This is a genomic window from Tenacibaculum aestuariivivum (assembly GCF_964507685.1).
Taxonomy (GTDB): Bacteria; Bacteroidota; Bacteroidia; order Flavobacteriales; family Flavobacteriaceae; genus Polaribacter; species Polaribacter aestuariivivum.
The window spans coordinates 220,312-239,551 of the sequence record NZ_OZ208414.1 but is presented as its reverse complement, the minus strand read 5'-3'; the positions used below and the strand labels follow the sequence as shown (position 1 = coordinate 239,551).

Here is a 19,240-nt window from a genome sequence, read left to right as displayed (position 1 = left end):
GATACTTTCAATTAATAAATAATCAAACTTATTTTGAGAAGCTAATTTTTCAACTTATACTATTAAATATAAGTTACAAAAAAATAATGTGACTTAGTTACGAAATAATAAAAACAGCACGCTATTACAGTTAAGTAGTGTTAATAAAAATATTTTATTTGTTATTTAACAAACTTAATAGTGCCTAATACTAAAAAAACAATAATTAAAAAGAAAAAGAAACTAATGTTTGAAAACATAGTGTAACTACTTTTATTGGTAAAAAAACGAGGCTGTATAACTTTCCAATTAATAGAACTTGTAAGGTTATTGGTAAATATTTGAGGATAAAATTTTAATCTTAAATCTTCATGAAATTTTGTTGTAGCGTTTAAAAAACGAATATGATTGTTTAAGCTCGTATTAGCAATTTCGTTCATTACTAACTGCGTATGTAAAGTAGGCCAAAAAAATGCTATTTTAGTACTCAAAATTTGCCTATTTTTTAATTTAGCATACATCGCATCACTTTCTAGTTTAGAACTATCATCCCCCATCTGCTGCATCGCATAATACCATAACCATGAAAAACCTTTTTCTTTAATTTTATGCTCTTTAAACTGAGGATAATGTTTAAAAAAAGCATTTAAAGTTTCTTTTTTATCAGTATCCCATTTTTTATGATAACCATCTCTTTGTTTTAAAGTCATTGCAAAAGCTTCTTTTATAGGATATTTATTAGTTATGTAATTACTAACTAAAACAGGTAAAAAAACAACAAGTAGCAACCAACTAACCAATAAAAAAATAGCGTTAGCGTTAGATGACTTTTTTAATGAAATAATAAAAAAACAAATAGAAAACCAAAAAAAAACATATAAATAACTTATAAATATTAATTGTAAGAAAGAGGTGTTAAACGGTATATTTAAAATAATTTTAGACATTAAAAATAAAAAACCTAATATAATACTTACAAAAAAAACTCTTATAGATATTTTTTTAAGTAAATAAATAAAAGCAGATTTACTTTGAATTTTAATTATTTTCCATGTTCCATTTTCTATATCTTCTGATAAAATATTAAAACTTAATGCTATAATTACTAAAGGTAAAAGAAAGATGATTATAAAACTTAAATCTAAATTACCAACCTGTAAACGCATTGGATTTACTAGGTCTGTGTTATACTTTTGCCCTTCTAAATTTAAAATATTTATATTTTGAATCTGCGTATTTAAATCGCTTTGTCCAATAGCTATTGCAGCTAATGGTTGGTGTTTTTTTATAAATGAAAATTTTAAATAATACAATAATAACCCTAAATCATTTTTATGATGAATTGTTAAGGTTTCTATATCTTTTTTCTGCTGAATTATTGCTTTTTCTATGTTTTGCTGTTGTATATTTAAAAACTGTTTCCCTGTATATATACTTAAAATACCTAATAGTAACAATACAGCAAAAGCTAATAGCATTGTTTTTGAACGAATAAATTGTTTTATTAATAATCTATACATTTTTTAAATAATTTTAAAGTGTTCTAATCGTTTTATAAGCATAAATAGTAATAGTGCAGTCCATAATACAAGCGCAGTAATAGTTAGTAATTGACTTTTTATGCTTTCAATTATAGCGATATATTGATAACTAAACTTTGGCAGTAATTTCCAATGTTCTTTATGAACTACATGTATTTTACCTTCACTACTTTTGGCTTTATTACTAATAAATTTCATTTGCAAATTATTCATGTATTGCGATTGCTTATATCGGTACTTTTCAGCTTGTAACAAAAAGTTTGTGTAAGTATTAAAATCAGTACCAGACATGCTCATAGATAGGTTTTTAATAGCTAAATAAGGATTTAATAATACAGCGTAATTAGTAATACTATTTTGTTTTATATAAGTGTTTATTAATTTTTTATGCTCTTGATTATAAATAATTGCAGATTGTTTTTCGCCTCGTCTCATTAAAAAACCACCATAATTAAAAGGCAATTCTTTTACAGTAGCAACTTTGTGTGCTTTTAAAATAGAATCACGAAGCTCTAAAAATATAGGATCATTTAGATTATGACTATTTCCCTTTTTTGCTGTTTTTTCTTTTACTATTGCTTTAAAAGCAATTTGTGAAAGATTAGGATACGTTAAATACCCTGTTGCTTGGGCAGCTTTAGGAAAAATAATAAAAAAGAAAAGCCAAATACTTAATAAACTTAGCAAAGCTTTATTTGTGTTTTTACTTATTGACGATATTAATATTGTTATGCAACATATTATAAAGTAAAAAATAAAATAACTGATAGTTATAAAAACACACCTTGTAATAAGGTGATTATGTATTGTTGTATCTTCTAAAATAGCAATACTCCAAAGCGATAAAAAAGCTGGTAAAAAAAACAAACTAGAAACAAGAAATAACCCGAGTAGCTTTCCAAAAATAATTTCTTTTATAGTAGCACCTTGTATATAAATAATTTTTAATGTTCCGTTTTCTTTTTCATAAACTATAGCATTATATCCTAAAAAGAAAATAATTAGGGGTAAAAAAAGTTGTAGCAGAATAGCTATATTTAAATCTCCAAAACGTACTAAACCACTAGAAACACTTGCTTTAGAGAAATTAGCTGTATTTTGTTTATGTGCCTCTAAAAAAATAGCATTACCCGTATAACTTTCTATACCAGAATCAAAAATAGTTAAGGGGTGTTGTAAACGAAATATAAACGACCCAAAATGCGCCATTCTATGCGGATGTTTATCTGGATTATTTTCCCAACTATCTCTTGATTTTTCTTGATAATACAAAGCTGTATGCTGTTGTTTTTCAAATGCTTTAAAACCATTTACTGTTACGTATATTAAAATAGCTAAAAATAACAGCAATAAAGCAAAAAGACCTTTAGTACTAAAGGCCTTTTTGAAGAACTGTTTTGTTATTAAAATAACAACATCCTTTTTCATGTTTCTTAAAATTTATATGTTGCATTTAGTAGGAAATTCTGGGGTGTCCCTGGTGCTAACCTAGCCGGACTTAGACCTCCTAACCAATGTATTTTATCTAATAAATTATTTACTTTTAATGTTAATTGCATATTTGTATTTGCTGGTTTGTAGTATAAAGCAGCATCAAAAACAGTATACTCAGGTAATAAAACCCTACCTCTATACCAAGTATATTTTTCATCAGAATATTGTGCTCCAAAACCAAGTCCAATTCCTTTTAAAGTTTTACTCGTAAAATCATATCTACCCCAAAAATTTGCATTATGCTTTGGTGCTCCTCCAATTGGTTGTCCTACCAAACTAGCATCATTATCTTTTACAATTTTAGCATCATTATAAGCATATGATAGTGTTACTTGAAAATTATCTGATACGTATCCTGATAAATCTACTTCAACCCCTTTACTTTTTTGCTCTCCTCTTAATTCTAAATTTTCAATATCCCAATAATCTCCCATCAATAAATTTTTCTGAGTAACTTCATATAAAGCTACATTAGCACTTAATCTACCATTAAAAAACAATCCTTTTGCTCCGAATTCTTTTAAACTACTCTCTAAAGGATCAAATTTTCCTGGAGAAGCTTCCCAAAAGAATCCTTCTGCTGTTGGCGATAAAGAAACGGTATTGGTATGAGGTTGAAAACCTTCTAAATAAGTTGCATATGCACTAATATTATCTGTAACCTCATAAGTTAAACCTAACCTTGGTACAAGTGCGGTAGTTGTATATTTTTTCTCATTACTCCCTTCGTAATCAAAAATATCTGTGAACCACTCATATCTTAAATTAAATAAAAGTGAGAATTTTCCTGTTTTAAATTGATTTTGAACATAAACACCATCAGAAGTAGTTAAATTAGCTGGTTTTTCTGATTGAGAAATCACGTAATTACTCGTGTTCCTAATACCATTAAAAGGGTTATTTAAATCTAAATGAGGAACAGCAGGAACCAATAATCCGTCTACTTGTTGAAAGTCATTAGGATCACTTTTACCTGGTCTAAATCTTCCTGTTGAGCCATCATTTAACAAATAATCTCTTGATGAATTTGTTGCTACAGCAACTCTTTCCCAACGTGTTGCATCATATCCTACTAAAATTTTATTACTAATATTTCCACTTTTAATATCAAAATCAAAATAGGTACTAAAATTATCTGTATCCCAGTTTTGCTGTCTCTCTGCATAACGCATTGCAACAACATCCGGAATTACAGCGCCTGTAGCATCATAAGCACCACGAAAAGCATCTGCTCTATGTTCTTTTAAATCTTCATCCCAAGTTTGTTTCATATACTGAGCATTAAAACCTATAGTTTTTGTAAACTTTTTATTAAAACTAGCCATAAAGGTTAGTTCTTTGGTCTTATAAAAATCATTGGCTGCACTTGGGCTTAAAGTAATTGAGGTACTATTTGGATTATAGTTATTATCAGCTGCATCAAAAATAGGCTGTCCTCTATCTAAGTTTCCATCCGCATTATTATAAATCATCTCTACATTAAGTGCCGTAGTTTCATTAGGAATATAACTAAACGAAGGTGCTATTAAAAGTGCATTATTATTTACAACATCTCTAAATGAGTTTGCTTCTTGATATGCAGCATTAAAACGGTATAACAAGGTTTTTTCATTATTTAACGGCCCTGTAAAATCAGCAGTAGTTCTTAACGTACCAAAACTTCCTGCTGCTATAGAAACTTCACTACGTTTTTCTTTTAATGGCTTTTTTGTTACCATATTTACGGTACCTCCAGGATCGGCACTTGAAAAAGTTACCGAACTAGGCCCTTTAATAACTTCTACACGCTCTAAGTGCGATGTTATTGGTTGTAAAAAATAATATTGACGCGTACGCATTCCGTTTACTACTTGTCCGTCATCTGCTTGTGTAATCCCTCTAATATTAAAATGATTATAAAGTCCTGTTGCAGAAACACTACTTACAGTTTTAACAGCATCAACCAATTGAAACGCTTGACGGTCAGCAATAAGCTCTTTTGTAACTGTTGCAACTGCTTGTGGTAGCTCTTTATTTTTAATGGCTGTTTTAGTAGCCGAAAAAGAATAATCACTATTATAATCTTTTCGTTTTCTACCTAAAACTTCAACAGATTGTAGGAATTCTGCAGACTCTTGTAAGCTTATAGATCCTATATTTTTAGTGTTAGTAACCTTTACATTATTTTCGTATGATTCATACCCCATAAATGTTATTACAATATTATAATTTCCATTTTCTTTTAGAGTAATACTAAAAGCTCCGTCTTTATCAGATACTGCTCCCAATTTATATTTATCGTTTGAAACAATAATATTAGCATTTTGAATGGCTTTTTTATTTTTATCTAAAACCTTACCCGTTATTTTAGATTGAGAAAAACCTAATTGTATTGTCAATAGAATAATTGAAAATATAATTTTTTGAAAGTTATTTTTAAATTGCATTATTTACTAAATAGTTTTGATGTATAAATCTTGTAATTCTTGTGCCGTAATATTTGAGGTTTCGGTAGTGTAAACAATACTTCCTTCTTTCATAATTCCTATTTTAGACCCTATACTTACAGCATTAAAAATATCGTGAGTAGCCATTAATATACCTACACCTTTATTTGATAATTGTTTACATATTTTTGCAAATTCTAAAGAAGCTTTGGGGTCTAGACCAGAAGTTGGTTCATCCATTAAAATGTAAGAAGCATTTTTGGCTAAAGCAATTGCAATACTAACTTTTTGCCTCATTCCTTTAGAATAAGTACCTAATTTTTTATTGTGTGCATCGTGTTGTAAGTTAGCTTGCTCTAAAAAAGACTGTAGCTCATTTTTTACATATTTAAAACCAGCCAAACGACTAAAAAAATCTAAATTTTCAATACCCGTAAAATCAGTATATAACTGTACTGTTTCAGGTATGTAAGCTATTTGGTTTCGTATTTTTTTATTATTACTTACTGAAACACTATTAATTAAAGCATCTCCTGAACTTGGTTTTAATAAGCCTAAAAAAATATTAATTGTAGTTGTTTTACCCGCACCATTTTGTCCTAGTAAACAAAAAATTTCACCCGGTGAAATACAAAAAGACACATCTCTGATAGCCATTTTATTTTTATATTTTTTACATAATTTATTAGCTACTAACATTTTATTATAAAGAGTTTTTTTAATCAATAAATTATTGTTCACTACTAATATATTAATGCAACAACGGTGCAAATATAACAAAACAAGTAACTAATGCAAGTAAGTTGTATTAGTTGTTTATGAAATCAGCTAGAAAATTTTCTTAAAAAATTAATATTATATACTGAATTTTATGAAATAAGTGTAAAGTGAATTAATAAAAATGTCCTTTTAAACTATTTTACATAACCCTTACAAACGTAAAAATAAATTTAAAAGGAGCATTTATATTAATAAATTTGAGTCACTTTAATCGTCTTTTGTCCTGTCTTATTAATGCTACTCTGTTGCAAATATATAAAATAAATATTAATGCAACTAAATAGCGTTAGTTTTTATTATATTTGTAATATGGGTGTAATTAGAAAAACTAAATCGGTAAAAATAATAATAGAACAGTTTGAAAAGTCATCAAGTGCAATACCTGTTACTATTTTAGTTGAAAATTTGAGTAACCTAATGAATAAAACAACTATTTATAGGATTTTAAATAAACTTGAAGAAGATGGTGTTTTACATTCATTTCTTGGTAATAAAGGTAATAAGTGGTATGCTAAATGTAATGGTTGTACTTCAACAGTTCATCATGATGTACACCCACATTTTCAATGTTTAAATTGTAATAAAATAGATTGTTTAACTATTGATATAGTTATTCCTAAAATTAAAAATAGAAAAATACAAATTTCACAAGTTTTATTACAGGGTACTTGTGAAGAGTGTTCTAATAGTAATTTTTAGTTTATTACTTGTGTATAATTAAATATTGTTTGAAAAACATAAACCTATTTAATCGTATATTTGTTGTTATTATTAAAAAAACAACCTAAATAGTTATCTATTTACTTTCTATGCCTTTTAAAAAATTACATTCCGATATAAAAGAGAAATTAGAATCTCTAGAAATTACAGAAGCAACACCATTTCAAAAAATAAGTATTCCTGCAATTAAAAGTGGCGCTAACTTATATTGTATAGCTCCACAAGGAACCGGAAAAACAACCACGCTTATACTTACAACCTTACATAAATTAAAATTTGAAGCTGTTGGTAACAGTCCTAGAGCTTTAATTTTAGTTAAAAACAACGAAAAAGCGGCTGCATTATATGATGCTTTTTTAAAATATACACGTTTTAAAGAAATACGAGTTTATTTAGCGGATGAAAAAATGCATGTTGACACACAAAAATCAGAAATTTTTGAAGGTGTTGATATACTTATTTCTACTCCAAAAAGAATGAACAAGTTGTTTATGTTAAATGGAATAAGTACCTCACAGTTAACAATGTTTAATGTTGATGATGCTCAATTTTTAACAGAAAATAATGCATATACAGCACTTATGTCAATAACTCAAAGTATTAATAAATGTCAATTTGTATTATATTCAGATAAAATGTATCCGACTTTAAAACGTTTTGAATCTTATTTTATGGAATACTCTAAAGTAATAACAATTTAATATATTAAAATTTCACTAAAAAAAACATCGATAATTATTAATAGTTATCGATGTTTTTTTTAGAGTAATGTATAATTTTATTTTATATAAAATTATACATTACTTAAACTAAAATTAGATTCTAATGTTATTATTTGAGCATCAGGGTCTGTATTATAAATAATACTTTCAATTACAGATAAGTTTTTATTATTTTTTGTAATTAAAATCATTTTTTCGTTAGAATCTTGATGAATTATTTTTATGAATTTTTGATAAATACTAGTGTCTCCTATAATATTTTGTTGAATTAAATCATTCTTTTTAGAGAAAACAAGCATTGTTTTATTCTGAATATCTTGTTTCATAAAATAATCAATTGTTTTGCTAGTTGCAATAATTGTTATTAAGCAATATGTGGCTATTTTGTAATTTCCAAAAGTAAAAATTCCTGAAATGATAATAATAGCATCAATAATTAGTATTAATTGATTAAAACTAATATTAATTTTTGTAGCTAAAATTCTAGCTAAAATATCTTGTCCACCAGTTGTTGCTCCTGCTTTTTTAACTAAAAAAATAGTTATTCCAATAAGAATTCCTCCTAAAATTGATGACAATAAAATATCATCAATTAAAATTCTATTTTTTGTAAATAATGATATGATATCTAATATAAACGATGATGAAGTCATAAAAAAAGCAGTTTTAAACCCTGTTTTTTTACCTAGTAAACTTGTTCCCCAAAGTAATAAAGGAATGTTTATACACAGTGCGATAACACCTATAGATGAAAAACCAATAAGTTCACTAATAATAATACCTAATCCAAAAACTCCGCCAGGTACAATATTATAAGGCACTATAAATAATGCAAAAGCTAAAGCAACTATTAAAGATCCAATAAAAACTAATCCATAGTTTTTAAATTCAGTACTTATTTTATTATTGTTTATCATTACGTTTCAGTTTTGTTATATCTTTTTAGTTTTAATGATTTAATAAATCTGTTTAAAAATCCGTGCAAAAATATATTTATTCCTTATTTTATAGTAATAAACACTTAATTATAGTTTTAAATAAGTAAATTTAACTTTATAAAACTATTAATTTAATATATATCACTTTTTAAGAAGTTTTTTTTTATTTCTTCAAGTGATTTTTACGGTTTTATGATAACATATTAACCTTTATTTTTAAAAGAATCATATATAAAAAATAGCATAAAATGATAAAATTAGATGAAGTTGATTTAAATATCATACGAATTTTACAAGAAGATTGTAAAAAAACGGCAAAAGAAATTTCTTTAAGCTTGAACTTAACGGTTTCGCCTATTTATGATAGAATTCGACGTTTAGAGAAATTAGGCGTTATAAAAAAATATGTAGCAATTTTAGATAAAAATCATATTAATAGACCTATAACAGCTATTTGTATGGTTTCTTTGCGATACCATAATCAAGGTTTTATGGATAAGTTTGAAGCGCAAATAAAAGAATTAAAAGAGGTTCAAAAATGTTATCACATGGCAGGAAAAGTTGATTATTTTTTACATATCAACTTACCAGGAATTGAAGATTATCATGATTTTGTACGTTTAAAATTATCTAAAATTGAAAACATTGGTGTTTTAGAAAGTTCTTTTGTACTTAAAGAAATTATTGATAAAACAGCATATTTTATATAATTTAATTATGAATTACAGTTTTTTATTTCAATTAATAAAAAACATAAATTAAAAAAGAATGAACATTCATTTTTAATTTATATCTTTGTAAAATAAATAAAAAATATGGCTAAACTTCAAAAAAGTATTGATAAAAAAAATGCGCTTATAAAAGCAACAATTGAATTGGTTAATAATAATGGTTTTCATGCAACTCCAATGAGTAAAATAGCAAAAATGGCAAATGTATCGCCTGCTACTATTTATTTGTATTTTGAAAACAAGCAAGATTTAGTAAACCAAACCTATATAGAGGTAAAAGCAAAATATACTAATTATGCTTTTGAAACATATAATGAAAATATGGCTATTGAAACTGGTTTTAAGGTAATATGGAATCGTATTGCTGAGTTTAAATTAAACGAATGTGAAAATGCTATGTTTTTAGCTCAGTGTGATAACACTCCAATAATTGACGAGCTAAGTAGACAGCAGGGTATTAAACATTTACAACCCCTACTCGATCTTTGGAGTCGTGGTAAAAAAGAAGAAGTTATTAAACCAGTATCTGATTATATATTATATGCTTACGCCATAAATCCGTTATCATTTTTAATGATATCACAAAAACGTGGTGCCTTTACATTAGATAAAACACATATTGAAGAAGCATATCAATCTGCATGGAATAGTATAAAAGTTTGTAAATAATATGAAAAAAACAGCTATTATACTAGGTGCAACAGGTTTAACTGGTAACCACATATTACATAAATTAATTAAAGATGATACTTATAAAAGCATTAAATTATTTTCACGTTCTAAAATTGAAGGACTTCCTAATAAAGTAACACAATTTATAGGTAACCTTTTAGAATTAAATCAGTTTAAAAAAAAATTTATTGCTGATGAAGTGTATTGTTGTATTGGTACCACAGCAAAAAAAACACCAGATAAAAACAGCTACAAAAATATAGATTATGGTATTCCGGTAAACGCAGCAATTTTATCAAAAGAAAATAACATTCCTACTTTTTTGGTTATTTCAGCTATGGGTGCAAATATTAAAAGTAATATATTTTATAATAGAATTAAAGGAGAAATGGAACATGATGTTTTAACCCAAAAAATAAAAAACACCTTTATTTTTAGGCCTGCATTAATTGGAGGAAAACGTGAAGAGCATCGTTTCTTTGAAAAATTAGGACTCGTTATATTTACACTGATACAGCCTATTTTTATAGGTAAATTAAAGAAATATAAAATTATTGATGCTCAAAATATTGCTCAAGCAATGCTATATGTAGCCAACAATACTAATAGTACTGAAGTTATTATTACTTCAAATAAAATAAAAAAATTATCCTTAAAATAAATTAGCAACTAACTATGGAATTATTAGACAAATTAAAATGGAGATACGCTACTAAAGCAATGAACGGTAAAAAAGTAGCTGAAGAAAAAGTAACACGTATTTTAGAAGCAGCACGTTTAGCACCAACCTCAAGCGGATTGCAACCTTTCGAAATTTTTGTGATTAAAAATCAAGAAATTAAAGAAAAAATTAGACCTATTGCTTGGAATCAATCGGTAATTACTGACTGCTCTCACCTACTTGTTTTCGCTGCTTGGGATACTTATACCGAAGATAGAATTAATCACATGTTCGATTTAACAAACGAAATTCGTGGTTTTAAAAACGAAGGATGGGAAAATTACCGTCAAATGTTATTAAGTACGTATCCGCAGAAAGATGCCGAAGAGAATTTTAATCACGCAGCAAAACAAGCTTACATTGCTTTTTCACAAGCCATTACAGCCGCAGCTTATGAACAAGTTGATGCAACGCCTATTGAAGGATTTGATCCTACCGCTGTTGATGAAATTTTAAACTTACGTGAAAAAGGATTACGCAGTGCTGTATTACTTCCTCTAGGTTACAGAGCTGAAGACGAAGATTGGTTGGTAAACTTAGTAAAAGTTAGAAAACCGATGAATGAATTAGTAACCGTAATTGAGTAATATTTGTAATATATTAGAACGTATTAAAAGCCTTTAAGCAACTTTATCAATTTATCAAATCAACTAAAAAAACAGGATGAATAAAATAATTTTATTAGAAAAAAGACCAATTGGTAAACCTCAGTTATCTGATTTTAAAGTTGTTTCAGGTAAAACAGCAACAATTAATACAGGTGAAATCCTTTTAGAAACAACTTATGTATCTGTAGATCCCTATTTAAGAGGAAGAATGAGCGATGCAAAATCATACATTCCTTCTTTTGAATTAAATAAACCTATACAATCTGGTGTTATAGCCAAAGTAATTGCGTCTAAAAATACTGATTTTGCCGTAGGTGATTTTGTATCAGGAATGTTAGCCTGGAAAACACAACAAATCTCTAATGGCGAAGGACTTTTAAAAGTATCGGAATCTAAAGCGCCTTTAAGTGCCTATTTAGGAGTTTTAGGAATGACAGGTTTAACAGCTTATTTAGGTTTGTATGAAATCGGAAAACCAGTTGCAGGAGAAACAATTGTTGTTTCAGGCGCTGCGGGTGCTGTTGGAAGTATTGTAGGACAAATAGCGAAAATTTTAGGACTTCGTGTTATCGGTATTGCAGGAACTGACGAAAAAATTGAAATGCTAAAAAATAAATTTGGCTTCGATGCTGGTATTAATTATAATACCAATAAAGATATCAACGGAACAATTAAAAAACTAGCGCCAAATGGTGTCGATATTTATTTTGATAATGTTGGTGGTGAAATATCTGATGCCGTTTTATTTAATATTAATCGATTTGCTAGAATCATTGTTTGTGGTGCGATATCAGTATATAATAGTACTGAAACTCCAAAAAGTATAAGTGTACAGCCTTTTTTAGTGAAAAATAGCGCCTTAATGCAAGGATTTATTGTGTCTAATTATACCGATAAATTCCCTGAAGCAATGGAACAATTATCAGCATGGTTATCCGAAGGAAAAATAACCTATATCGAAACTATTGTAAATGGTTTTGAGAACATTCCAACCGCTTTTATTAATTTATTTGAAGGTAAAAATAAAGGTAAAATGATTGTTAAAATATAATAGTAACAATCTAACTAAACACACATATCACATCAAATTTAATTAACAAAAAACTAAAAAATTAAAAGATGAATAATTTTCAATTTAAAAATCCAACCAAAATTATCTTTGGAAAGGATACTATAAAAGAAATAACAACACAAATTCCTAAAGATGCAAAAGTCTTACTCCTTTTTGGTGGCGGAAGTATCAAAAAAAATGGCGTTTACAACCAAGTAAAAGAAGCTTTAAAAACTGTTGAAGTTGTTGAGTTTGGCGGGATTCCTGCAAATCCAGAATATTCGTTACTCTTAGACGCTTTAAAAGTAATTAAAGACCAAAAAATCACGTATTTATTAGCTGTTGGTGGTGGTTCTGTTATCGATGGAACTAAATTTTTATCTGCTGCTGCACTATACGATGGTGAAAACCCTTGGGATATTTTAACTAAAAACATTAGAACTGAAAAAGGAATGCCTTTTGGAACGGTTTTAACAATGCCTGCAACAGGTTCTGAAATGAATTCTGGTGCTGTAATTACCCGAAGAGAAACCAAAGAAAAACTTGCTATGGGTGGTCCTGGTTTGTTTCCTGAATTTTCAGTGTTAGACCCACAAGTAATTACCTCTATTCCAAAACGTCAAATAGCAAATGGTTTAGCCGATGCTTTTACACACGTTTTAGAGCAATATATGACCTATTCTGTAGGTGCTTTATTACAAGATCGTTTTGCAGAAAGCATTTTACAAACCATTATTGAAGTTGCTCCAAAGGTTTTAAAAGATCCTACGGATTATAAAGCAGCCTCAAATTATATGTGGAGTTGTACCATGGCATTAAATGGATTGATACAACAAGGAGTTCCTGGTGATTGGGCAGTTCATGCTATTGGTCATGAATTAACGGCTTTATTTGGTATTGACCATGCACGTACCTTAGCTATTATTGCGCCAAGCCATTACACTTTTAATTTTGAAGCTAAAAAAGAAAAATTAGCACAATATGGTGAACGTGTTTGGAATATTACCACAGGTTATACGGATGAAAAAGCAAGGCTTGCTATTGAAAAAACAGTTGCTTTTTTCCATGAATTAGGTATTGATACCAAATTATCTGATTACACAAAAGATTATGAAGGAACTGCTGAAAAAATAGCTACTCGTTTTACAGAACGTGGTTGGTTAGGTTTAGGAGAACATCAATCTTTATCACCAGAAAAGGTGAAAGAAATAGTTGAAATGGCGTATTAAACGTTACTTAAACTTAATTATCTTTATCTATATGAAAATATTACAAACAGTAGCCATTGTGCTTACTATGATTACCGCATCAAGTTGTAAAGATGCTAAAAAAACAGCTTCTTCTAAAATTGCTTCGGAAGAAAAAATAACCGTAAAGAAATCTAAAAAAATGAACATATTATTTGTTTTAACATCGCATGATAAATTAGGGAATACTGATAAAAAAACAGGGTTTTGGGTAGAAGAATTTGCCAATCCATATTATGCTTTGTTAGATAAAGGCGCAACAATTACTATTGCAACGCCAAAAGGTGGCGCTGCTCCCATTGACCCAAGTAGTGATTCGCCTGATGCTGCTACTCAAGATACAGAGCGTTTTAATAAAGATGACGCTGCAAAAGCTAAAATTGCAAATACAAAGGTATTAGCAAATATCAATGTTAATGATTTTGATGCTGTTTTCTACCCTGGAGGACACGGACCTTTATGGGATTTAGCTACTGATAAAACATCAATTGCTTTAATTGAAGAATTCAACAATCAAAAGAAACCGATTGCTTTTGTATGCCATGCTCCTGCCGCTTTAAAAGAAGTAAAAAATGCAGATGGTTCATTTTTAGTAAACGGTAAAAAAGTAACAGGTTTTACAAATACAGAAGAAGCTGCCGTTGGTCTTACTGATGTTGTTCCTTTTTTAGTAGAAGATATGTTAACTAAAAATGGTGGAATCTATTCTAAAAAAGAAGATTGGAATGCTTATGCAATACAAGATGGTAATTTAATTACAGGTCAAAACCCAGCATCTTCAGAATTAGTTGCTGCTAAATTATTAGAAAGCTTAAAATAATTTCAATTTTTAAAATGAAGTAAAAATGCCTAGCCCCGATTGAAGCTTTGTTTGAGCTCTTTTTTGTTTTTTTATTTTCGAAAAAATAAAAAAAGCGAGTGCGGAAAGCGGGAAATTACTTCAAATAAAAATATTTTCTTTTTTGATCATTTTATAAAAAGTAAAAAGCCCATCATTATGATAGGCTTTTTTTATAACTTAAAAAGATATATGCTTAAATCACTTTTACGTTCACTGCATTTGGTCCTTTCTTACCTTCTTCTAAATCAAATTCAACTTCGTCACCTTCTCTAATCTCATCGATTAATCCTGAAATGTGTACAAAGTGGTCTTTTTCAACTCCTTCTTCTGTAATAAATCCAAATCCTTTTGTTTCGTTGAAAAATTTTACTGTTCCTATACTCATAATGTTACTCTATTTAATATTTTAATAATTACTAACTAGAATGCAAAGATGATGCCAGAAACTATAAAACTCCTACCAATCAATAGGAAAATAATCTTTTAAGAACTTACCAGACCAATGTTTTCCTGTATTTATACCATCAATTAATGGATCCATAACACGTGCCGCACCATCAACAATATCTAAAGGTGGCTGAAAATCGTGTGTTTCTACTTTCTTTTTTGATAATTCCGCAGGATCTTCATCAGTAACCCAACCTGTATCCACGGCATTCATATAAATACCCGATTTTGCAAAAGTTGATGCTGAAGTATGCGTTAACATATTTAAAGCTGCTTTTGCCATATTGGTATGCGGATGCCTATCTACTTTTTTAAAGCGGTGAAACTTACCTTCCATTGCTGTTACATTGATAATATGCTTCTTACCAGTATTTTCTTTCATCATTAAATTAGATAAACGATTACACAATACAAACGGTGCAACAGCATTTACTAACTGTACTTCTACCATTTCGGTAGTTTCAATTTCACCTAAACGCAAACGCCAACTATTCGTTTTTCTTAAATCTACTTGCTGTAAATCGGCATCTAATTCACCTTCTGGAAATACTTCGGCTGTTTGCAATGAGTTGTCAAAACTATATGGTATTTGAGATAATGCTGCCGAATTACGCAAACCAATACCAGGTTCCGGACCATGCCATGTAACTGGTAATACGTTATTTTTACTAGTTTTATCCGTAGGAACACTTAAGCTTGATAACTCTTCTAAACAGCTCACATGATCTTTTAATAACTTTTGAGCTAACTTTGGAAGCTTATCAACAGGTAATTTTTCATTTTCCATTAAATGGAAGTAAAAACCTGAAGGTCGTCTTACGGTTTGTGCAGCATTATTAATTAAAATATCTAAACGATCGTATTTTTGCTCAATATAATTACAAAAAATTTCTACACTTGGAATATGACGTAAATCAAGCCCGTGAATATGTAAACGGTCGCTCCATTCTTTATAATCTTCTTCTTTAGAAAAACGAATTGCAGAGTCCGCAGGAAAACGCGTTGTAGCAACAACCCTTGCTCCCGAACGCAATAACATTAACGTAATATGATATCCAATTTTTAAACGAGATCCTGTAATTACAGCAACCTGATCTTTTAAATCAGTGATTTGAAAACGTTTTGCGTAATTTAAATCGCCACAATCTTTACACATTGTATCATAAAAATGGTGCAATTTTGTATAAACAGTTTTACAAACGTAGCAGTTTCTTGGCGATTCTAATTCTAAAGTATCTTCGGATAAATCGGCAGCGGCTAATAATTTTGGAGCAACAAATAATGCTGATTCTCTTGCCGAACGAATTCCTGTAGTTTTTCGGGCATGCGTATCTTTAGCTATCATTTTGCGTTTTGCAGCCTTTTTAGCATCCTTTCGTCTGCGTTCAAATTCGGTACGATTAGGACGGGTTAATGCTCCTGCTGCTTTAAATAAAGCAACTCTTTGTGCTTCAGGTAACTCAAAAAGCTGATTTGTATCCGTTAATAATTGTTCGAGTGTAGCAATACAAGATGTTACATCTATATTTAATTTTTGTTCACTCATATTAAACTACATTTTTAATTTTTAGCTGTTTATGTATGTTTTTTGTTATAAAGTAATGTGTGTTTTACTGCTACTTTATAGTTGAAGCGAAATTACCTTTTTTTAGTCAATTTTTTAAATATTAGCTTAAAAAAGCACTTTTTACCACATATTTTTTAAAATAAAATTTTTATTTGGTATTATTTCAGTAACTATTTTACTTGTTAGTTTTTTTTCCATTTTTTTGAAGCTATTCTCCGCTTTTCATACTCGCTTTCTGCAAGGAGTTCAAATAAATACTTCAATCAGGGCTAAGTAATTGAAGTTTATTTATTTTTTTAATAAAAAAGAGATTAACCTTAAGGTTAACCTCTTTTTTATTAAAAAAATAAAAGTATTAAATAAGTTTGATACCTCAATTACTTAACTAAAGTTACTTTTACTGCATTCATTCCTTTCATTCCTTTTTCAAGCTCAAAGCTTACTTTGTCGTTTTCAGAAATTTGATCAATAATACCACTTACATGTGTAAAGTATTTTTCTTGATCTGCAGAATCGATAATGAAACCAAAACCTTTAGAAGAATCAAAGAAGGAAACAGTTCCTTTTCTAACAGGGTCAAAAGCTTCTTTATCGCTCTCTAATGTTTTAGGAACACTTACTTGAATGTCTTCTAAATTTATTTCTAATTTCTGAGTTGGATCTGGAGGAGTGTCACTTAAATTTCCGTATGCATCAGTATATGCAAATTCAATTCCTGTAGAACCATTTTCTCTTATATCAGCCTTTCGGGCTTCCATTTTCTTTCGTTTATCTTCACGTTTTTTTAAACGCTTTTTCTCTTTTTCATTCTTATTAAATGATTGCTGAGATTTTGCCATAAGATTAATTAATATAGAATTATAATACTAGTTTTAATTTAGAGTAAGGATATAAGGTACCTTTTTAAAGATACTTTATTACAATTGCCCCAATATACCTAAATTATGTTGTTTTTTTGTGTTTTTTTACATTTATTTTTCACAATATTAGATTCAAACCTAATATATTAAAAATATTAAATGTTTTTTACGTAGATAAGTAAATAAAAAAGTCCATCAAGAGTGATGGACTTTTAAAACTTGAAGTATATTATTAAATAACTTTTACGTTAACAGCATTTAAGCCTTTGTTACCTTCTTCTAATTCAAATTCAACTTCGTCACCCTCACGAATTTCATCGATTAATCCTGAAACGTGTACAAAATGATCTTTTTTTACTCCTTCTTCAGTAATAAAACCAAAACCTTTAGTGTCGTTGAAAAATTTTACTATTCCTTTATTCATTATAATGTAATTAAATTTATATACTTATCTGTTTGCAAAGATGCTACCATATTTTCACATATGATACATAATTATTGTTTTATTTTTTATTTTTTTCAGTTTTAGTACTTCCAACACCTGATTCAGCTAAGTAATTTGCTAATATTTTATCAACTAATTCCTCTTTTGTTAAGTGATGAAAAATTGTTTTTATTTTTGCCTTAAAATCTTCTGAAACAGCTCTATTAGGTTTTGTCTTAAATATTTTTTTAGCCCAAATTAAACCATTATTTTCTTCAATACTTTTAGCATCAGCCTTTTTAAAAGACTTAAAAACAATTCCTAACTCTTTTTCAAAATCAGCTATTTGCTCAACCTCTTCTTGCTGAATAATGGTTAACGAAAGTCCTTTTGCTCCTGCCCTTGCTGTTCTTCCACTTCTATGTACATAAGTGTCATACGTATCTGGTAAATGGTAATTAATAACGTATGATACTTCTTTTACATCAATACCACGAGCAGCTAAATCAGTTGCTACTAATATATTTATATATCCTTCTCTAAATTGGCCCATAATACGGTCTCGAATACCTTGGGTTAAGCTACCATGAATAGCTCCTGATGAGAATTTATTAATTGCTAAGTTTTTTGCTAATTTATTAACAGCTGCTTTTGTTTTACAAAATATTATACCACGCTGCCCTTCTTTAGAGTTTAAAAAATGTAATAACACTTCTAACTTTTCTATAGGTTGTACTACTACATATTGATGCTCGATACCTTGATGACCAATCGTTTTCATATCAGCTACTATATGCATAACATTTTTAGACATATAGTTTTGAACTAATTGCTTAATTACACCAGACATAGTTGCTGTAAATAATAATGTTCTTCTAGTTTCAGGAATACTTTTTATAATAGTATCAACTTCGTCTTTTAAAGCGCTTATCATTTCATCAGCTTCATCTAAAACAAAATTATTTATATTTTTTATGTTTATAGCGCCACGTTTTACCAAATCAACCAAACGACCTGGTGTAGCGACTACAATATGAGTAGTTGTTTTTAAACGTTCTATTTGAGGTTTTATAGGTATACCACCACATAAAGAAGCAATACTTACTTCAGAGTTTGTAGAAAAAGAAACTAAGTTATTATAAATCTGTTGCCCTAATTCTCTTGTAGGAGCTAATATTAAAGTTTGTATTGCTGTATTTTTTGTATCAATAAGTTGTAATAAAGGTAAACCAAAAGCAGCGGTTTTACCTGTTCCTGTTTTAGCTAAAACAACTATATCTTCTTTTTGATTTAGAATAACAGGTATCGTTTTTTCTTGTACATCTGTTGGAACAGTAATTTTTAAATCAACTAAACGCTGTTGTAATTTTTGATTAATTCCTAAATCTGAAAACTGTTTTGGCATAAAAATATTTTTTTGCAAAGATAATCACAGTTTTTAGGAAATACACTTCTTTTTATTTTAGTTTTT

At 28.6% G+C, this 19,240-nt stretch carries 19 protein-coding genes; 9 read left to right on the top strand and 10 right to left on the bottom strand.

Going from position 1 to position 19,240, the window contains the following annotated elements; all coding sequences use genetic code 11:
- Positions 1-161: 161 nt before the first annotated feature.
- The 4 genes from ACN5J4_RS00965 to ACN5J4_RS00950 are packed head-to-tail and all read right to left on the bottom strand — an operon-like array spanning position 162 to position 6,139.
- The gene (locus ACN5J4_RS00965; protein ID WP_418650299.1) at positions 162-1,499 is read right to left on the bottom strand and encodes a DUF3526 domain-containing protein; all 1,338 of its coding nucleotides are present in this window, start codon (positions 1,497-1,499) and stop codon (positions 162-164) included.
- Between the two features lie 3 nt (positions 1,500-1,502).
- A complete protein-coding gene (locus ACN5J4_RS00960) occupies positions 1,503-2,948 on the bottom strand; it encodes a DUF3526 domain-containing protein (RefSeq protein WP_418650298.1) in 1,446 nt (481 codons plus the stop codon).
- Positions 2,949-2,953: 5 nt separating this feature from the next.
- Positions 2,954-5,392: a TonB-dependent siderophore receptor gene (locus ACN5J4_RS00955; protein ID WP_418650297.1), complete on the bottom strand. Its 2,439-nt coding sequence runs from the start codon at positions 5,390-5,392 to the stop codon at positions 2,954-2,956.
- A 54-nt stretch (positions 5,393-5,446) separates the two neighbouring features.
- Positions 5,447-6,139: an ABC transporter ATP-binding protein gene (locus tag ACN5J4_RS00950; protein ID WP_418650296.1), complete on the bottom strand. Its 693-nt coding sequence runs from the start codon at positions 6,137-6,139 to the stop codon at positions 5,447-5,449.
- Positions 6,140-6,490: 351 nt separating this feature from the next.
- Here ACN5J4_RS00950 and ACN5J4_RS00945 point away from each other — a divergent pair, with 351 nt between their 5' ends.
- Both ACN5J4_RS00945 and ACN5J4_RS00940 read left to right on the top strand, forming a co-directional pair.
- Positions 6,491-6,919, top strand: a complete 429-nt coding sequence (locus ACN5J4_RS00945) for a transcriptional repressor (RefSeq protein WP_418650295.1) — start codon at positions 6,491-6,493, stop codon at positions 6,917-6,919.
- A 110-nt stretch (positions 6,920-7,029) separates the two neighbouring features.
- Entirely contained in the window at positions 7,030-7,641 is a 612-nt protein-coding gene (locus ACN5J4_RS00940; protein ID WP_418650294.1) for a DEAD/DEAH box helicase, read from the top strand.
- A 92-nt stretch (positions 7,642-7,733) separates the two neighbouring features.
- On the opposite strand, the gene ACN5J4_RS00935 is transcribed toward ACN5J4_RS00940, so the two are convergent.
- A complete protein-coding gene (locus ACN5J4_RS00935) occupies positions 7,734-8,579 on the bottom strand; it encodes a YitT family protein (protein ID WP_418650293.1) in 846 nt (281 codons plus the stop codon).
- Positions 8,580-8,848: 269 nt separating this feature from the next.
- On the opposite strand from ACN5J4_RS00935, the gene ACN5J4_RS00930 reads away from it, so the two are divergent.
- The 7 genes from ACN5J4_RS00930 (at position 8,849) to ACN5J4_RS00900 (ending at position 14,450) form a co-directional block, all read left to right on the top strand.
- On the top strand, positions 8,849-9,310 hold the full coding sequence (locus tag ACN5J4_RS00930; protein WP_418650292.1) for an Lrp/AsnC family transcriptional regulator: 462 nt from the start codon (positions 8,849-8,851) through the stop codon (positions 9,308-9,310).
- A gap of 105 nt (positions 9,311-9,415) precedes the next feature.
- Complete coding sequence (locus tag ACN5J4_RS00925) at positions 9,416-10,000, top strand: TetR/AcrR family transcriptional regulator (protein WP_418650291.1); 585 nt, start codon at positions 9,416-9,418, stop codon at positions 9,998-10,000.
- A 1-nt stretch (position 10,001) separates the two neighbouring features.
- Positions 10,002-10,664, top strand: coding sequence for a nucleoside-diphosphate sugar epimerase (locus ACN5J4_RS00920; RefSeq protein ID WP_418650290.1), 663 nt, complete (start codon positions 10,002-10,004; stop codon positions 10,662-10,664).
- 14 nt (positions 10,665-10,678) lie between these two features.
- Positions 10,679-11,311 carry an NAD(P)H-dependent oxidoreductase gene (locus ACN5J4_RS00915; protein ID WP_418650289.1) on the top strand — a complete coding sequence of 211 codons (633 nt, stop codon included), beginning with the start codon at positions 10,679-10,681 and terminating at the stop codon, positions 11,309-11,311.
- A gap of 76 nt (positions 11,312-11,387) precedes the next feature.
- A complete protein-coding gene (locus ACN5J4_RS00910; protein ID WP_418650288.1) occupies positions 11,388-12,383 on the top strand; it encodes an NADP-dependent oxidoreductase in 996 nt (331 codons plus the stop codon).
- A gap of 68 nt (positions 12,384-12,451) precedes the next feature.
- Positions 12,452-13,612 (top strand): iron-containing alcohol dehydrogenase, encoded by a 1,161-nt coding sequence (locus ACN5J4_RS00905; RefSeq protein ID WP_418650287.1) that lies wholly within the window; start codon positions 12,452-12,454, stop codon positions 13,610-13,612.
- A gap of 31 nt (positions 13,613-13,643) precedes the next feature.
- A complete protein-coding gene (locus ACN5J4_RS00900; RefSeq protein ID WP_418650286.1) occupies positions 13,644-14,450 on the top strand; it encodes a type 1 glutamine amidotransferase domain-containing protein in 807 nt (268 codons plus the stop codon).
- Positions 14,451-14,664: 214 nt separating this feature from the next.
- Here ACN5J4_RS00900 and ACN5J4_RS00895 read toward each other — a convergent pair whose 3' ends face one another.
- The 5 genes from ACN5J4_RS00895 to ACN5J4_RS00875 form a co-directional block, all read right to left on the bottom strand.
- Positions 14,665-14,856: a cold-shock protein gene (locus ACN5J4_RS00895; protein ID WP_271231993.1), complete on the bottom strand. Its 192-nt coding sequence runs from the start codon at positions 14,854-14,856 to the stop codon at positions 14,665-14,667.
- A gap of 72 nt (positions 14,857-14,928) precedes the next feature.
- Entirely contained in the window at positions 14,929-16,464 is a 1,536-nt protein-coding gene (locus ACN5J4_RS00890; RefSeq protein ID WP_418650285.1) for an SDR family NAD(P)-dependent oxidoreductase, read from the bottom strand.
- 398 nt (positions 16,465-16,862) lie between these two features.
- Complete coding sequence (locus ACN5J4_RS00885) at positions 16,863-17,324, bottom strand: cold-shock protein (protein ID WP_418650284.1); 462 nt, start codon at positions 17,322-17,324, stop codon at positions 16,863-16,865.
- A 253-nt stretch (positions 17,325-17,577) separates the two neighbouring features.
- On the bottom strand, positions 17,578-17,769 hold the full coding sequence (locus tag ACN5J4_RS00880; RefSeq protein ID WP_418650283.1) for a cold-shock protein: 192 nt from the start codon (positions 17,767-17,769) through the stop codon (positions 17,578-17,580).
- A gap of 79 nt (positions 17,770-17,848) precedes the next feature.
- Entirely contained in the window at positions 17,849-19,174 is a 1,326-nt protein-coding gene (locus tag ACN5J4_RS00875) for a DEAD/DEAH box helicase (RefSeq protein WP_418650282.1), read from the bottom strand.
- Between the last annotated feature and the right edge of the window lie 66 nt (positions 19,175-19,240).

What these genes read in the sequence shown, in the direction of transcription:
- ACN5J4_RS00875 (WP_418650282.1), bottom strand. Translation starts at nt 19,174, where the DNA reads ATGCCAAAACAGTTTTCAGATTTAGGAATTAATCAAAAATTACAACAG.
- ACN5J4_RS00890 (WP_418650285.1), bottom strand. Translation starts at nt 16,464, where the DNA reads ATGAGTGAACAAAAATTAAATATAGATGTAACATCTTGTATTGCTACA.
- ACN5J4_RS00950 (WP_418650296.1), bottom strand. Translation starts at nt 6,139, where the DNA reads ATGTTAGTAGCTAATAAATTATGTAAAAAATATAAAAATAAAATGGCT.
- ACN5J4_RS00880 (WP_418650283.1), bottom strand. Translation starts at nt 17,769, where the DNA reads ATGAATAAAGGAATAGTAAAATTTTTCAACGACACTAAAGGTTTTGGT.
- ACN5J4_RS00895 (WP_271231993.1), bottom strand. Translation starts at nt 14,856, where the DNA reads ATGAGTATAGGAACAGTAAAATTTTTCAACGAAACAAAAGGATTTGGA.
- ACN5J4_RS00920 (WP_418650290.1), top strand. Translation starts at nt 10,002, where the DNA reads ATGAAAAAAACAGCTATTATACTAGGTGCAACAGGTTTAACTGGTAAC.
- ACN5J4_RS00910 (WP_418650288.1), top strand. Translation starts at nt 11,388, where the DNA reads ATGAATAAAATAATTTTATTAGAAAAAAGACCAATTGGTAAACCTCAG.
- ACN5J4_RS00905 (WP_418650287.1), top strand. Translation starts at nt 12,452, where the DNA reads ATGAATAATTTTCAATTTAAAAATCCAACCAAAATTATCTTTGGAAAG.
- ACN5J4_RS00900 (WP_418650286.1), top strand. Translation starts at nt 13,644, where the DNA reads ATGAAAATATTACAAACAGTAGCCATTGTGCTTACTATGATTACCGCA.
- ACN5J4_RS00930 (WP_418650292.1), top strand. Translation starts at nt 8,849, where the DNA reads ATGATAAAATTAGATGAAGTTGATTTAAATATCATACGAATTTTACAA.
- ACN5J4_RS00945 (WP_418650295.1), top strand. Translation starts at nt 6,491, where the DNA reads ATGCAACTAAATAGCGTTAGTTTTTATTATATTTGTAATATGGGTGTA.
- ACN5J4_RS00940 (WP_418650294.1), top strand. Translation starts at nt 7,030, where the DNA reads ATGCCTTTTAAAAAATTACATTCCGATATAAAAGAGAAATTAGAATCT.
- ACN5J4_RS00960 (WP_418650298.1), bottom strand. Translation starts at nt 2,948, where the DNA reads ATGAAAAAGGATGTTGTTATTTTAATAACAAAACAGTTCTTCAAAAAG.
- ACN5J4_RS00965 (WP_418650299.1), bottom strand. Translation starts at nt 1,499, where the DNA reads ATGTATAGATTATTAATAAAACAATTTATTCGTTCAAAAACAATGCTA.
- ACN5J4_RS00925 (WP_418650291.1), top strand. Translation starts at nt 9,416, where the DNA reads ATGGCTAAACTTCAAAAAAGTATTGATAAAAAAAATGCGCTTATAAAA.
- ACN5J4_RS00935 (WP_418650293.1), bottom strand. Translation starts at nt 8,579, where the DNA reads ATGATAAACAATAATAAAATAAGTACTGAATTTAAAAACTATGGATTA.
- ACN5J4_RS00915 (WP_418650289.1), top strand. Translation starts at nt 10,679, where the DNA reads ATGGAATTATTAGACAAATTAAAATGGAGATACGCTACTAAAGCAATG.
- ACN5J4_RS00885 (WP_418650284.1), bottom strand. Translation starts at nt 17,324, where the DNA reads ATGGCAAAATCTCAGCAATCATTTAATAAGAATGAAAAAGAGAAAAAG.